This is a genomic window from Lysobacter sp. P5_C4 (assembly GCF_054049695.1).
This window is the reverse complement of sequence record NZ_JBFULX010000007.1, coordinates 81,639-95,445: the sequence shown is the minus strand read 5'-3', so window position 1 is coordinate 95,445 and position 13,807 is coordinate 81,639. Positions and strand designations below refer to the sequence as shown.

The window sequence follows — 13,807 nt, the reverse complement described above, 5'->3', positions numbered from 1 at the left end:
GACCTTCCCCCGATGGTCGGCCGCGCGTTCAGGTGGCCAATCCCGGCAAGGGAAGTGGGGGCACCTCCGGCACGTCGCCGGGGGCCGCCGCCAGGGCGAGCCCTTCGACCACCGCCCGCGCCTGTGCCCAGGCCGCCTCCGGCACGCAGACCTGCACCAATCCGAAGATCCCGAGTTCCCCGAGCCCGCCGAGCAGTGCCTCGCCGCGCACGAAGACCGGCAGCCCCGCAGCTTCCAGTGCGTGGCGCACCAGGTGGGCATCGATCACGTGCGCTGCTTCATACACGACCCGCATATGCGGTCACCCCCGGTTGGAGAACTGTGTCGCAACTTTCATGCCATACAACGCGAACCGATGCCCGGACAGGCCGTCGGCTAAACTCGCTGCCCGTCACATTACGCCTGGTTCGCCGGGCCCGCCCCCAGAACCCATCGTGTCCACAGCCCCCGCCCCCCCGGCCGCCGAAGCCGCCGACGCCCCCCGCCCCACCGATTTCATCCGGCAGATCGTCCGCGAGGACATTGCCACCGGCCGCCATGGGTCGATCCGGACCCGCTTCCCGCCGGAGCCCAACGGGTTCCTGCACATCGGCCACGCGCGCGCCATCTGGACCGACTTCGGCATCGCGGCCGAATTCGGCGGCGCATGCAACCTGCGCCTGGACGACACCAACCCGGTGAAGGAAGACCCGGTGTACGTGGAGGCCATCAAGGACGACGTGCGCTGGCTGGGCTACGAATGGCACGACCTGCGCCACGCCTCGGACTACTTCGAAGTCCTGTACCTGGCCGGCGAAAAACTGATCGCGCAGGGCGATGCCTTCGTGTGTGATCTCACCGCCGAACAGGTGCGCGAATACCGCGGCTCGCTGACCGAGCCCGGCCGCAATTCCCCGTATCGCGACCGCAGCGTCGAAGAGAACCTCGACCTGTTCCGCCGCATGCGCGCCGGCGAATTCCCCGATGGCGCACGCACGCTGCGCGCGAAGATCGACATGTCGGCCGGCAACATCAACCTGCGCGACCCTGCGCTGTATCGCATCAAGCACGCCGAACACCACCAGACCGGCAACACCTGGCCGATCTACCCGATGTACGACTACGCGCACTCGCTCAGCGACGCCGTCGAAGGCATCACGCACTCGTTGTGCACGCTCGAGTTCGAAGACCATCGCCCGCTGTACGACTGGTGCGTGGACAAGGTCGATCTCGCGCACCATCCCGAACTCGTCGCGCCGCTGACCGGCAAGGGCCTGCCCTTCGAAGCAAGCAAACCGCGGCAGATCGAATTCTCGCGCCTCAACCTCAACTACACGGTCATGAGCAAGCGCAAGCTCATGGCGCTCGTGCAGGACGGGCTGGTCGAAAGCTGGGACGACCCGCGCATGCCGAGCCTGCAGGGCATCCGCCGTCGTGGTTACACCGCTTCGGCGCTGAAGCTGTTCGTTTCGCGCCTGGGCCTGTCGAAGCAGAACTCGCTGATCGATTTCTCGGTGCTCGAGAACACGCTGCGCGAAGACCTCGACGCGCATGCACCGCGCCGCATGGCGGTGCTCGCGCCGCTGAAGTTCGTGCTGGCCAACCTGCCGGAAGGCCACGAAGAGACGCTGCGTTTTTCGAATCACCCCAAGGATGCGTCGCAGGGCGAACGCGAGATTCCGTTCTCCCGCGCGTTGTGGATCGAACGGGACGACTTCGCCGAAGTCCCGCCGAAAGGTTGGAAGCGCCTGGTGCCCGGCGGTGAAATCCGCCTGCGTGGCGCGGGCATCGCGCGTGTCGATGAAGTGATCAAGGATGCCGACGGCAACATCGTCGAATTGCGCGGCTGGCTCGATCCCGAATCGCGCCCCGGCATGGCCGGCGCCGACCGCAAGGTGAAGGGCACCATCCACTGGGTCAGCGCACGGCACGCCATCGAAGCGGAAGTCCGGCTTTACGACCGCCTGTTCAACGTGCCCGATCCCGACGACGACACCGACGGCAAGACGTATCGCGATCACCTGAATCCCGAATCGCGCACCGTGGTGCGTGCCTACGTCGAGCCGGCCGCCGCACTCGCGACGCCGGAACAGAACTACCAGTTCGAACGCCTCGGTTATTTCGTCGCCGATCGCCGCGACCACCGCAGCGACGCGCCCGTGTTCAATCGCAGCGTCACGCTGCGCGATACCTGGACCACGAAGGCATGAACGCAATGCGCCTGCTCGTGATGTGCGCGTGCATGGCGCTCGCGGCATGCGCGGCACCCGCGGCGCAGGATCCGTCGCAACAGCAGGCGCCGGCCGCGGCCTCCACCGCCGTGCCGCGGCACAAGTCGATGCCGCGCACCGGTGGCCCGTTGCCGCCGCAGCAGAGAGTCGAGATGTCGTGCAAGGTCGATGCGGATTGCGATGCGAAACCCAAATGCGTCGGCACGCAATGCCGCTGCGTGCAGGACAAGTGCATCGCCAGGCGCGACGCGCTCGATCCGGTCATCGATCCGGCGCCCGCTTCCTCGGTGCGCTGATGCTGTACGCGCAGGTCCACCTCACGCTGCCGGCCTGGGTGCACGACGCGGTCGACACCACCCGCACCTATGCGCGCGATGAAGACAAGGTCGCGCTCGCGATCGAACTGTCGGGGCATAACGTCGATGCGCGCACCGGCGGGCCGTTCGGTGCCGCGGTCTTCGGGCCCGACGACCGCATCATCGCCGTCGGCGTGAATCGCGTGGAGCCGCACGCGTGTTCGGTCGCACATGCCGAAATCATGGCGTACATGCTCGCGCAGCAACGCCTGCAGCGCAGCCGCCTCAAGGAATCCGCGCCGGGCGAAGGCGCCGGCCCGATCGTGCTCGCGACCTCCGCGCAACCCTGCTGCCAGTGCTACGGCGCGACCTTCTGGGCCGGCATCGATGCCCTGCTGATCGGCGCGCGTTCGGAAGACGTCATGCGCCTGACCGAATTCGACGAAGGCCCGTTGCCGGCAGACTGGATCGGCGAACTCGAGCGCCGCGGCATCGCCGTCACCCGCGACCTGCATCGCGACGCCGCGTGCGACGTGCTGCGCCGCTACGGTGCCGCCGGCGGCGCGCTCTACTGAGCGTGGAAGCGCAACCCGCCAACGGCCTGCTCTGCTATTGCCGCCCCGGTTTCGAACCGGAGCTGGCGGCCGAACTCGGGGAACGCGCGGCACAAGCGGGCGATGCCGGCTGGGCCCGTGCCGAACGCAACACCGGTTTCGTGCAGTTCTTCAGCACGCAGGGCCACGCACTTGCGCAGGCGTTGCCCCTGCGCGACATCATCTTCGCGCGCCAGAAATTGCGCCTGCTCGCGGACCTGCGCGGGCTCGACCCGAAGGACCGCGTCACGCCCATCGTGGCGGCCCTGTTCGAACGCGCGGCCTTCGGCGATCTCATCGTCGAACATCCCGACGCCGACGAGGCGCGGCAACTCGCGGGCCTGGCGCGCAGCTTCGGCAATGCCTTGCGACCGGCCTTGCGCAAGGCGGGCCTGTTGACGGCGCAGGCCGATGCGGCGCTGCCGAGCCTCCACGTTTGCTTCCTCACCGGCGACCACGTGCTGCTTGCGAGCGGACATCCGCGCGATTCCTCGCCGTGGCCGCTGGGTATCCCCCGTTTGCGGACGCTGCAGGACGCGCCGTCGCGCTCGGCGTCGAAGCTCGACGAAGCCTTCTTCGTCCTGCTCGAACCCGACGAACGCGCGCGTTGGTTGCAATCGGGCATGCGCGCGGCCGATCTGGGCGCCGCACCGGGTGGCTGGACGTGGGTGCTCACGCGGCACGGCGTGCGTGTCACTGCCATCGACAACGGGCCGCTGCGTCAACACGTGCTCGACAGCGGCCTGGTCGAACACCTGCGCGCCGATGGATTCCAATGGCAACCGCCCAAGCCGCTGGACTGGATGGTGTGCGACATGGTCGAGTCGCCCAAGCGCGTCGCCGCGCGCATGGCGCAATGGTTCCGCGAAGGCTGGTGCAAGCACGCGGTGTTCAACCTGAAGTTGCCGATGAAGAAGCGCTGGGACGAAACGCGCGAATGCCTGGCCTTGTTCGAACAGCAGAGCCAACGCCCGTTGCGCATCCGCGCCAAACAGCTCTATCACGACCGCGAAGAGATCACGGTCTTCGCGATGGCGCGCGGCAGCTGAACGGCGGCGACAAGCGGCAGTGTGAATTGACGGGCGTTTGATCCCGGCGCTCCTACGGTCGCCGGGTCCAATGCAGGGAGTGCCCGCAATGACCCGGAAGACCCCGTTGTTCCTAGGTTTGCTTGCTGCGCTGGCGATCGCGCCGGCCTCCGCGCAGACCACCACGACGCCGACGCCGACGGATCCGCAGACGCAGCCGACGCCGCCGATGCCACCGACGCCACCCCCGCCGCCGACACCACCAATGCCCCCGATGCCGCCGACGGACCAACCGCCGATGCCGCCCGCGGCGCCCATGCCGCCGCCCGGCACGCCTGCACCRCCGACGCCGCCGCCGCCGCCGCCGGGCGCGCCGATGCCGCCCGCACCCGCACCGCCTGCGCCGGATGCACCGCCCCCGCCGCCCGGTGCGCCGGCCAGCGTGCATGCGCACGCGCCGGATTCGATCTCGTCGAACTACAAGGTCGACTTCGGTGCGCTCGACAAGAACGGCGATGGCAACGTCAGCCGTTCGGAAGTGCGCGCCAGCGGCAACGACGATTTGATGCGTGAATTCCACGTGGTCGACGGCAACCACAACGGACGCCTGTCCAAGCAAGAAATGAAGGGCTGGTTGCAGTAATCGCGTGTTGCGACCCGGGAACGAAAACGCCGGCGGAATGCCGGCGTTTTTGTGCGTTCAGACCCCCGCCGCGTGCCGCCACAGCGCGTGGGCCAGCGGGGGGACTTTCCCGGCCAGTCCCAACAAGGGGCCGCGTAGCAACGTGGTTGCCATGTCGTCGTTCGAAAACAGCGCATTGATCGCGCTGAACGCGTGCGCGTTGGTCGCGTTCTCGCTGCGACGCGCGCGCGCCCAGCGCGCGATGCGGTGCGGGGCGCTCCAGTGGGTGCCTCGCGCGTTGGCGTCCTGGATCGATTGCGCCAATGCCGTAACGTCGCGCAACCCCAGGTTCACGCCCTGGCCCGCCAGCGGATGCACGACGTGCGCGGCATCGCCCAGCAGCAGCACGCGTCCTTTCGCGTAGTCGTGCGCGAGTTGGCGGCGAAGCGGAAAGGCGGCGCGATTGCCGTGCAGCTTGAGTGCGCCGAGGCGATGTTCGAATGCGTTGGTGAGTTCGATGCCGAATGCCTCGGCATCCAGCGCGAGCAAACGTTCGGCGTCGGCGCTGGGCAAGGTCCACACGATCGAACTCAGGTGCTCGCCCTGTTCGCCGCGCGTGCAGGGCAGCAGCGCGAGCGGGCCGCCGGGCAGGAAACGTTGCCACGCGGTGTCTTCATGCGGGCGTTCACTCGCGACGTAGGCAACGACGCCCTTCTGCGCGTAGTCGTGGCGGTCGGTTTCGAAGCCGGCCATCGCACGCACGGCCGAATCCGCGCCGTCGGCGGCCAGCAACACGCGCGCGTCGAGCGTCACGCCATCGTCCAGGCGCACGCGCACGCCTTCGTCGTGCGATTCGATCGCTTCCGCGCGCGCCGGGGCAAGCACGCGCACGCCGGCTGCGGGCAACGCGTTCCACAAGCGGTCGACGAGGAGATTGTGTTCGACGATCCAGCCGAGCTCGGCGCGCGCAAGCGTGTCCGCATCGAATGCGAACGCGCCACCGCCCGCCGCGTCCCACACGCGCATGCGGCGATACGGTTGCAGGCGGGCTTCGCGCACCCCGCGCCACACGCCGAGCGTGTCGAGCAACGCGGCGTTGTCGGGCGCGAATGCGTACACCCGCAGGTCGCGCCTGGCCGACGACCAGGCGGAGGGCACGTGCGCTTCGAGCAATGCGACGTCGAGGCCCTGTTTCGCCAGTGCAAGCGCGGCGGCGCAACCCACGACGCCACCGCCGACGATGACCGCATCCAGGCGACCGCGACGGCTCATGCCTGCTCCCTGCACAAACGCGGCACGTCGCCGCGATAACCCAGCGCGCCTCCGATCAGTTGCGCGCGCAGCGCCGGCAGATGTTGCATCGCGCCGAACCCGAGGCTGCGCAGGGGACGCATCGCGGCGCCATCGTTGGACGTCAGGCGCGCCAGGCCACCGGAGAATTGCAGCGTTTGCGCGCGATCGTCCGCGCGGCGCCGCGCGTGCTCGGCGAGCAACGCAGCATCGCCCGGGTCGCCGCCTTCTTCGATCAATTCCGCGAGCGTCAGTGCGTCCCGCAGGCCCAGGTTGAACCCCTGCGCACCGATCGGATGCAGGGTCTGCGCCGCGTTGCCGACGATCACCGCGCACTGCGCGATCACCGCGCGCGCGACGACCTGCACGATCGGATACGCACTGCGCGGCCCGCTCGACAGCAATCGCCCGACCCGCCAGCCGAAGGCCGCTTGCAAGCGTTCGAGCCACGCCGATTCGGAGAGCGCCGCGACGGCATCGGCGTCATCGCGCGGCACGCCGTGGACGACGCCGAAATGGCCGTCGCCGCGCGGCAACAACGCCGTCGGCCCGTCCGGACCGAAGCGTTCGTACGCCGTGCCATCCGGCGCCTGCTCGGCGCGCACGCGCGCGACGAACAAGGTCTGCCGGAAATCATGTTCGTCCGCGCCGATGTGCAAGGCCTCGCGCACGCCGCTGCGCGTGCCGTCGGCGCCGACGAGCAAACGCGCCCGGATGGCATGCGCGCCGCCATCGCCGTCGCGCAACTGCAGGACGCGCGCGCCCTCGCCCATCGACGTGCCTTCGAACCGTATCGGCCGAAAACGGGTGACGTGCGTGCATGCGTTCAGTCGTGCTTCGAGCGCGAGGCCGAAGTCGCGGGCGACGACGACCTGGCCGAAGGCTTCGCGGCCGTGTTCCGCGGCATCGAGCACCACGCGGCCGAAGTCGCCGACGCGGGTGACGTGGATGCGGCGGATCAGGCCCGCGGGCGCACGCAGGTGTTGCAGTACGCCCAGCGCGCGCAGACCGTGGACGGTCGCCTCGGCGAAGCTCAGGTTGCGCTCGTCGAACACCGCCGGCGGCGCGCCGGGCGGCGCGGCCTCCACCAGCGCCACGCTGCGGCCGATGCGGTCCAGTGCAATGGCAAGGCTTGCGCCCACGAGTCCGCCGCCGACGATCGCCACATCGAAACCGGTGGTGGGCATGGGGGTGGGAGGTCCGTGGAGCGGGTGGAGTATGCTAACGGTCCATCCGCTCCATCGCCCGTCAACGCATGAATCGCGAGCCTTCGTCTTCCGCTGCCATCGCGCCCGGTCCCATCGCCCTGGCCGGCCTGATCCTGATCGCCGCGCTGACGCGCCTGTTGCCGCATCCGCCGAATTTCTCGCCGGTCGAGGCCATCGCCCTGTTCGGCGGTGCCTACTTCGCCGCGCGCAAATGGGCGCTGCTGGTGCCGCTGGCCGGCATGTTGGTGTCCGACCTGGTGCTCGCGCAGCGCATGGGCGGCTCCTACGCCGAATATTTCTCGACGCCCAGCTTCTGGATCGTCTACGCGTGCATCGCGCTGACCACGCTGATGGGCTTCGGCCTGCGTGGCAAGGTGAGCGGCGCGCGCGTGCTGGGCTATTCGCTGGCCGGCTCCGTGCTGTTCTTCCTGGTGAGCAACTTCGGCGTGTGGCTCACCGCGCAGATGGTGCCGGGCTACCCGGCGTGCACCACGGGCATCGTGCCCTGCTATGCGCAGGCGCTGCCGTTCTTCCAGTGGACCGTGCTCGGCACGCTGTTCTACTCGGCGGTCCTGTTCGGCGGCTTCGCACTGTTGCGCCGCCACGTGCCGGCGCTGCGCGCGCAGACGGTCTGATCGCCCCGCCGACGCGCGTCGATGGGCAATCGCCTCAGCAAGATCTACACGAAGACCGGCGACGACGGGACGACCGGTCTCGGCGACGGTACGCGCGTTGCCAAGGATTCGGCGCGCGTCGCGGCCTACGGCACCGTCGATGAAGCCAACTCCGCGATCGGCCTGCTGCTCGCCGCGCCCATGCCGGGCCCGCAGTGCGAGGCCATCGCCGCGTTGCTGACGACGGTCCAGCACCAGTTGTTCGACCTCGGCGGCGAGCTGTGCATCCCGGGGCACGCCGCGATCCAGGAAAGCGACATCGATGCGCTCGAACGCCACCTGGACGCCTTCAACGATCCGCTCCCGCCGCTGAAGGATTTCATCCTGCCCGGCGGCGGCGAGGCGGCGGCGCGCTGCCATCTGGCACGCACCATCGTGCGCCGCGCCGAACGCGAAACCGTCACCCTCGCGCGGCACGACGCCGTGCGCGGCGAGGCGATCCGCTACCTCAATCGCCTCTCCGACCTGCTGTTCGTGGTCGCGCGCGTGCTGGCGCGCGATTCGGGGCACGGCGAAGTGCTGTGGAAACACGAGCGCCGCACGTGATGCAGGCGTGGACGCACCCGGCGTGCCTGGCGCACGACACCGGCCCGGGTCACGCCGAACGCCCTGAACGCCTGCGTGCCGTGCTCGACGCGTTGCAGGCTGCATTTCCCACGCTCGATTGGCATCAAGCGCCGCGCGCCTCGCGCGGCCAGTTGCTGCGCGTGCATACACCGGAACTGATCGCGACCGTGCTCGACACGCAGCCGAAAGCGCGCGTGCACCTGGATCCCGACACCGTGCTTTCCCCGGCTTCGGCCGAAGCCGCATTGCGCGCGGCCGGTGCCGCCGTCGCCGCGACCGATGCGGTCCTGCAGGGTGATGCCACACGTGCGTTCTGCGCGGTGCGTCCGCCCGGCCATCACGCGACCGGCGAGGTCGCGATGGGCTTCTGCCTCTTCAACAGCGCGGCCGTCGCCGCCGCGCATGCGATCGAACACGGCAAGCTCGAACGCGTGGCGATCATCGATTTCGACGTGCACCACGGCAACGGCACGCAGGCGATCTTCGAGCGTGACCCGCGCGTGCTGTACCTGAGTTCCCATCAGTCGCCGCTGTATCCCGACACCGGCTACGTCGAAGAACGCGGCGAGGGGAACATCTTCAACGCGCCGCTGCCGCCGGGTTCGGGCGGCGAGGGCTTTCGTGCGGCGTGGCGCGAGCGCTTGTTGCCCGCGCTCGAGGATTTCCGGCCGCAGCTGGTGATCGTGTCGGCCGGCTTCGACGCCCATTGGCGCGACCCGCTGGCGCAACTGCAACTGCAGGCCGACGATTACGCCTGGCTCACCGTTGAACTGGCAGCCATTGCCGGCCGCCACGCGGGCGGCCGGATGGTCTCGATGCTCGAAGGCGGATACGACCTGCAGGCGCTCGCCGAATGCAGCGTCGCGCACGTGGCGGCGCTGTCGGGTCTTGCGCCCGCCTAACCGCCTCCGACCTCGGCGACGGGGTGGAAATCCAGCGCCGCCGAGTTAATGCAGTAGCGCAGGCCGGTCGGTGGCGGGCCGTCGGGGAAGACGTGGCCCAGGTGCGAATCGCAGCTCGCGCAGCGCACTTCGACGCGGCGCATGCCGTGGCCTTCGTCGACATGTTCGGTCACCGCGCTCGGCGAAACCGGTTCGAAATAGCTCGGCCATCCGCTGCCGGAGTCGTACTTGGCATCGGACAGGAACAAGGGCGTCCCGCAGGCCACGCAGGTATAGACGCCGTCGGCCTTGTGGTCCCAGTACTTGCCGGTGAAGGCGCGCTCGGTGCCCGAGCAACGGCACACGGCGTACTGCTCCGGCGTGAGCTGCTCGCGCCACTGCGCGTCGCTCAGGGTCGGGGTGTTGGGTTGCCGGGCGGTCTTGTCCATCTGGAGGCTCCTCGCAGGTACAGGGGCGGCTCGCGCAGAGTTTGGCGTCTGCGCGGTCGCGGGGTGTTCAGGGGAAGTGAAACGGTGCGGAGGCTTTTTTGGCCTGCAGGGAGAGATACGCACCGATGGCGCGAATGGATGCGTGCATTGCCCGTTCCCGAACCATGCGGCATCCTGCCCGCCGACTCTACGCAACGACCGGGATGTCCGTGCGACCCAGCCTCCGTCCGACCACCCTCGCCCTGTGCATCGGCCTCTCGCTCTCCGCGCAGGCCCGGGCGCAGTCGATGGAGGACATGCCGCTCGACTTCTCGCTCTGCCCGGTGCGCGATTCGATCGCGCCGTTCGACGACGTGCCCGCCACGGGCATCAACATCGGCACCCGCGCCACGCAGCCGACCCGCGTGGAGGGCGACACGCTCTCGGGCACCACGGTCATGCCGCAATTCGAAGGCAACGTCGCCTTGCGCCGTGGCGACCAATTCCTCGGCGCCGACCGCCTGCAATACGACACCGACACCGAGCGCTACATCGCCGAAGGCAACATCCGCTACCAGGACACCGCGATGCGGCTGACCGCGCAGCGCGCCGAAGGCAACCAGGCGACCGACGAACACAAGATCGAGGACCTGAAGTACCAGCTGGTCTCGCGCCGCGGCAACGGCGAATCCGCGGAGATCGACCTCCACGGCCAGCAGGCCGTCCTGCGCGACTCCACGTATTCGACCTGCGATCCCAACGACCGCCACTGGGAACTGCGCGCCAAGCGCATCGACGTCGATTCGGCCGAGGGCTTCGCCACCGCGCACAACGCGATCCTGCACGTGGGCAAGGTGCCGGTGCTGTACGTGCCGTGGTTCATGTTCCCGATCGACGACCGTCGCCGCACAGGCCTGCTGTTCCCGTCGCTGTCCAACTCCGACCGCAACGGCCTGGATTACAAGCAGCCGATCTACATCAACCTGGCGCCGAACTACGACATGACCTTGTACCCGCGGATCATGACCGACCGCGGGGCGATGTTGGGCGCGGAGTTCCGCTACCTGCACGAAGACGGCATGGCGACGATTTCCGGCGCCTACATGCCCAACGACAAACTGCGCGAAGACGAACCGGGCTTCGGTTCGCGCGGGTATTTCGCGGTCAACGGCTATCGCAACCTGTCGCTCAACTGGCAGACGCGCGCCAACATCATGCACATCAGCGATCCGCGCTATTTCGAGGATTTCAACAACTCGATCCAGGGCATCGCGGCCTACAACGCGCACAGCGACGTCGGCCTGTACGGCCGCGGCCGCAACTGGACGGCCGGCATCATGGCCGACCGTTACCAGCTCGCCGACTACACGCTGAGCGAATCCAGCCTGCCCTTCGATCGCCTCCCGCGCGCCTACGCGTCCTACCAGTGGCGCGACACGCTCTTCGACATCGGCGTCGACGCCGAAGCCGTGCGCTTCGAAAAGGACGCCGCCTTCGTCTCGCAGCCGGCACGCCCGGGCGTGCCGCGTGTCTTCGGTTCGGGCGGCGGCTCGCGCCTGGACATCAAGCCCTACATCTCGCTGCCGCTGGAAGGCGCGAGCTGGTTCTTCAAGCCCACGCTGGCGTGGCGCTACACGGCCTACCAGGTCGACGCCGACTACGCGCAGGCCACGCGCGTCGCGCAATCGCCCACGCGGAGCGTGCCGATCGGCAGCATCGATGCCGGGCTGTACTTCGACCGCGCCGCCACGCTCGACGGCAAGCCCTACCTGCAGACGCTCGAGCCGCGCCTGTACTACTTGAACGCGCCCTACCGCAACCAGGACGACCTGCCGGTCTTCGACACCGGCGCGCTCACCTTCAGCTGGGGCCAGCTGTTCCGCGACAACCGCTACTCCGGTGCCGACCGCCAGGCCGATGCGAACCAGCTCACGATCGCGCTCACCACGCGCTTGCTGCGCGAGTCCGACGGCAAGGAGCGGTTGTCGGCGAGCATCGGCCAGATCAAGTATTTCGACGACTCGCGCGTCGTGCTGCCCCGGGAGCTGCCGATCCAGAAGGGCCGCTCGGCGTGGGTCGCCGACGTGGGCTGGGCGCCGAGCGACCGCTGGAACCTCGGTGCGTCGTACCAGTGGAACCCGAAGGAAGGCCAGAAGGACCTGGTGAGCGTCCGCGGCCGCTACATGCTGCCCGACGACGGCATCGTCAACCTGTCCTACCGCTTCCGCCGCGACGTCTCCGAACAGGCGGACTTCTCCTTCCTGTACCCGATCAACCCCACCTGGAGCGTCGTGGGCCGCCACTACTACTCCATCGCCGACAGCAAGCCGCTGGAACAGATCCTCGGCGTCCAGTGGGACAGCTGTTGCATCGCCGTTCGGTTGGTCGGGCGGCGTTACGTGCACAATCGCGAAGGCGAGCTCAGCCGCGGCATCCTGCTGGAGATCGAACTGAAAGGCCTCGGCTCGGCCGGCCAGGACACACGTAAAACGCTGCGCAGGGCCATCCTTGGCTACAATCGCGGCGATCTGTACCTGGTCCCGCCGGAAACCGCCGTGGGCCAGCCCCCTGAGGACCCGGATCCCACGCCATGACCCAATCGTTTCGTTCCGCCGGCCGCCGTCTGGCGGGTGTCTTCGCCGTCGTTCTCGCGCTGGCGCCCATCGCTTACGCGCAATCGCTGGTCCCCATCGACCGCCCGGTCGCCGTCGTCGAGGAAGACGTCGTGCTGCGCAGCGAGCTCGACCACGCGGTGGCCAACATCAAGAGCCAGTACACCGAGCGCCCCGACCAGCTGCCGCCGCAGGACGTTCTCGAACGCCAGGTCCTGGAGCGCCTGATCCTCAACAAGCTGCAGACCAAGCGCGCGACGGACTCGGGCATCAAGGTGTCCGACCAGGACATCGACAGCGCCCTGGGCCGCATCGCCGAAGGCAACAACCTCACCGTCGACCAGCTGCGCGCGCAGGTGACGCAGGGGCAGACGTGGGAGGAGTTCCGCCGCTCCGTCCGCGACGAAATCATGATCCAGCAGTTGCGCCAGAGCTTCGCGCAGGGCCGCGTGTCGGTCAGCGAAGCCGAAGTCGACGCCGCGGTCGCCGCGCAGGCCAACAACACGCAGTACCACCTGGCCAACCTGCTGGTGGCGATCCCCGACGGCGCGACCGCCGAGCAGATCGCGACGGGGCAGAAAAAGATCGAAGGCATCAAGGCCCTGATCGACAAGGGCGAGATGGATTTCGCCGCGGCGACGGTGCGCTATTCCGACGCGCCCAACGCGCTGGAAGGCGGCGACCTGGGCTGGCGCGGGCTGGATGAAATCCCGCCGACCTTCGCCAACGTCATCCGCACGATGCAAGCCGGCCAGGTCATCGGCCCGGTCCGCGGCCCCAGCGGCTTCCAGCTCGTGAAGCTGGTCGAGCAGCGCGACGCGGCGGCCGCGGCAACGCCCGTCACCGAATTCCATGCGCGCCACATCCTCGCGCGCATCGACGACACGCATCCCGAATCCGCCGCACGCCAGAAGATCGAAACGCTGTCGGCGCGCCTGGTCGGTGGCGCGGACTTCGAAGCACTGGCCAAGAGCGATTCGGAAGACGAGACCACCCAGTCCCAAGGCGGCGACCTCGGCTGGTTCCCGTCCGATCGTTTCGGGGCGACCTTCGGCAGCCAGATCGCCGCGCTTGCCGATGGCGGCGTGTCCAAGCCGTTCCGCACCGATGCCGGTTACCACATCGTCCAGCGCATCGGCACGCGCCAGGGCACCACCAACCAGACACAGCGCTCGCAGATGCGCGAGGCCATCGGCCGCCGCAAGCTCGAGGACGAATACAACCGCTTCCTGCGCGAATTGCGCGGCGAAGCGTTCGTCGAGCTGCGCCTGTCCCCTGCGGCAGCCGGCGACCAGCCGGCGCAGCCGCCGGCGACGGGGACCGCGCCTGCGCAAGCGGCCCCTGTCGAAGCGACGCCCGCCCCGGCGCCGGCGATCCCGCCCGCCAACGGCGGTTGAC

The 13,807-nt window shown here is 68.7% G+C and carries 14 protein-coding genes; 10 read left to right on the top strand and 4 right to left on the bottom strand.

The features are described from left to right. Positions 1–28: 28 nt before the first annotated feature. Positions 29–295, bottom strand: coding sequence for a putative signal transducing protein (locus tag ACXJJ8_RS15080; protein WP_499031717.1), 267 nt, complete (start codon positions 293–295; stop codon positions 29–31). Between the two features lie 139 nt (positions 296–434). Here ACXJJ8_RS15080 and ACXJJ8_RS15075 point away from each other — a divergent pair, with 139 nt between their 5' ends. The 5 genes from ACXJJ8_RS15075 to ACXJJ8_RS15055 all read left to right on the top strand — a co-directional run bounded on the left by ACXJJ8_RS15075 (position 435) and on the right by ACXJJ8_RS15055 (position 4,770). Continuing rightward, positions 435–2,189 (top strand): glutamine--tRNA ligase/YqeY domain fusion protein, encoded by a 1,755-nt coding sequence (locus ACXJJ8_RS15075; protein WP_499031715.1) that lies wholly within the window; start codon positions 435–437, stop codon positions 2,187–2,189. Beyond that, positions 2,186–2,506, top strand: coding sequence for a hypothetical protein (locus tag ACXJJ8_RS15070; RefSeq protein WP_499031713.1), 321 nt, complete (start codon positions 2,186–2,188; stop codon positions 2,504–2,506). The genes ACXJJ8_RS15075 and ACXJJ8_RS15070 overlap by 4 nt, the downstream gene beginning before the upstream one ends. Continuing rightward, positions 2,506–3,081, top strand: a complete 576-nt coding sequence (locus ACXJJ8_RS15065) for a nucleoside deaminase (RefSeq protein WP_499031711.1) — start codon at positions 2,506–2,508, stop codon at positions 3,079–3,081. Before ACXJJ8_RS15070 ends, ACXJJ8_RS15065 begins: the two co-directional genes overlap by 1 nt. A gap of 2 nt (positions 3,082–3,083) precedes the next feature. Beyond that, complete coding sequence (gene rlmM, locus ACXJJ8_RS15060; RefSeq protein ID WP_499031709.1) at positions 3,084–4,148, top strand: 23S rRNA (cytidine(2498)-2'-O)-methyltransferase RlmM; 1,065 nt, start codon at positions 3,084–3,086, stop codon at positions 4,146–4,148. Between the two features lie 88 nt (positions 4,149–4,236). After that, positions 4,237–4,770 carry an EF-hand domain-containing protein gene (locus ACXJJ8_RS15055; protein WP_499031706.1) on the top strand — a complete coding sequence of 178 codons (534 nt, stop codon included), beginning with the start codon at positions 4,237–4,239 and terminating at the stop codon, positions 4,768–4,770. A 57-nt stretch (positions 4,771–4,827) separates the two neighbouring features. Here the strand turns inward: ACXJJ8_RS15055 and ACXJJ8_RS15050 are convergent, their stop codons facing one another. Further along, the gene (locus ACXJJ8_RS15050) at positions 4,828–6,021 is read right to left on the bottom strand and encodes an FAD-dependent oxidoreductase (RefSeq protein ID WP_499031704.1); all 1,194 of its coding nucleotides are present in this window, start codon (positions 6,019–6,021) and stop codon (positions 4,828–4,830) included. After that, entirely contained in the window at positions 6,018–7,226 is a 1,209-nt protein-coding gene (gene ubiH, locus ACXJJ8_RS15045; protein WP_499031701.1) for a 2-octaprenyl-6-methoxyphenyl hydroxylase, read from the bottom strand. Before ubiH ends, ACXJJ8_RS15050 begins: the two co-directional genes overlap by 4 nt. 68 nt (positions 7,227–7,294) lie before the next feature. Here ubiH and ACXJJ8_RS15040 point away from each other — a divergent pair, with 68 nt between their 5' ends. From ACXJJ8_RS15040 to ACXJJ8_RS15030, 3 genes are read left to right on the top strand one after another with little or no spacing between them, the layout of a single operon-like run. Beyond that, positions 7,295–7,882: a DUF6580 family putative transport protein gene (locus ACXJJ8_RS15040; RefSeq protein ID WP_499031699.1), complete on the top strand. Its 588-nt coding sequence runs from the start codon at positions 7,295–7,297 to the stop codon at positions 7,880–7,882. 21 nt (positions 7,883–7,903) lie between these two features. Then, a complete protein-coding gene (locus ACXJJ8_RS15035) occupies positions 7,904–8,467 on the top strand; it encodes a cob(I)yrinic acid a,c-diamide adenosyltransferase (RefSeq protein WP_499031697.1) in 564 nt (187 codons plus the stop codon). Continuing rightward, the gene (locus tag ACXJJ8_RS15030) at positions 8,467–9,390 is read left to right on the top strand and encodes a histone deacetylase family protein (protein WP_499031826.1); all 924 of its coding nucleotides are present in this window, start codon (positions 8,467–8,469) and stop codon (positions 9,388–9,390) included. The genes ACXJJ8_RS15035 and ACXJJ8_RS15030 overlap by 1 nt, the downstream gene beginning before the upstream one ends. Here the strand turns inward: ACXJJ8_RS15030 and msrB are convergent. Further along, positions 9,387–9,818, bottom strand: coding sequence for a peptide-methionine (R)-S-oxide reductase MsrB (msrB, locus tag ACXJJ8_RS15025; protein WP_499031695.1), 432 nt, complete (start codon positions 9,816–9,818; stop codon positions 9,387–9,389). The two genes, ACXJJ8_RS15030 and msrB, sit on opposite strands and share 4 nt — an antisense overlap. A 209-nt stretch (positions 9,819–10,027) precedes the next feature. Here msrB and lptD point away from each other — a divergent pair, with 209 nt between their 5' ends. Continuing rightward, positions 10,028–12,391: an LPS-assembly protein LptD gene (gene lptD / locus ACXJJ8_RS15020; protein WP_499031824.1), complete on the top strand. Its 2,364-nt coding sequence runs from the start codon at positions 10,028–10,030 to the stop codon at positions 12,389–12,391. Then, complete coding sequence (locus tag ACXJJ8_RS15015) at positions 12,388–13,806, top strand: peptidylprolyl isomerase (protein WP_499031692.1); 1,419 nt, start codon at positions 12,388–12,390, stop codon at positions 13,804–13,806. The genes lptD and ACXJJ8_RS15015 overlap by 4 nt, the downstream gene beginning before the upstream one ends. The last annotated feature ends 1 nt before the right edge of the window (position 13,807 follow it).

Excerpts from the sequence above, each read along its gene's own strand:
- ACXJJ8_RS15015 (WP_499031692.1), top strand. The coding sequence starts at position 12,388 with ATGACCCAATCGTTTCGTTCCGCCGGCCGCCGTCTGGCGGGTGTCTTC.
- ACXJJ8_RS15030 (WP_499031826.1), top strand. The coding sequence starts at position 8,467 with ATGCAGGCGTGGACGCACCCGGCGTGCCTGGCGCACGACACCGGCCCG.
- ACXJJ8_RS15035 (WP_499031697.1), top strand. The coding sequence starts at position 7,904 with ATGGGCAATCGCCTCAGCAAGATCTACACGAAGACCGGCGACGACGGG.
- ACXJJ8_RS15070 (WP_499031713.1), top strand. The coding sequence starts at position 2,186 with ATGAACGCAATGCGCCTGCTCGTGATGTGCGCGTGCATGGCGCTCGCG.
- ubiH (WP_499031701.1), bottom strand. The coding sequence starts at position 7,226 with ATGCCCACCACCGGTTTCGATGTGGCGATCGTCGGCGGCGGACTCGTG.
- msrB (WP_499031695.1), bottom strand. The coding sequence starts at position 9,818 with ATGGACAAGACCGCCCGGCAACCCAACACCCCGACCCTGAGCGACGCG.
- ACXJJ8_RS15080 (WP_499031717.1), bottom strand. The coding sequence starts at position 295 with ATGCGGGTCGTGTATGAAGCAGCGCACGTGATCGATGCCCACCTGGTG.
- ACXJJ8_RS15040 (WP_499031699.1), top strand. The coding sequence starts at position 7,295 with ATGAATCGCGAGCCTTCGTCTTCCGCTGCCATCGCGCCCGGTCCCATC.
- ACXJJ8_RS15065 (WP_499031711.1), top strand. The coding sequence starts at position 2,506 with ATGCTGTACGCGCAGGTCCACCTCACGCTGCCGGCCTGGGTGCACGAC.
- ACXJJ8_RS15050 (WP_499031704.1), bottom strand. The coding sequence starts at position 6,021 with ATGAGCCGTCGCGGTCGCCTGGATGCGGTCATCGTCGGCGGTGGCGTC.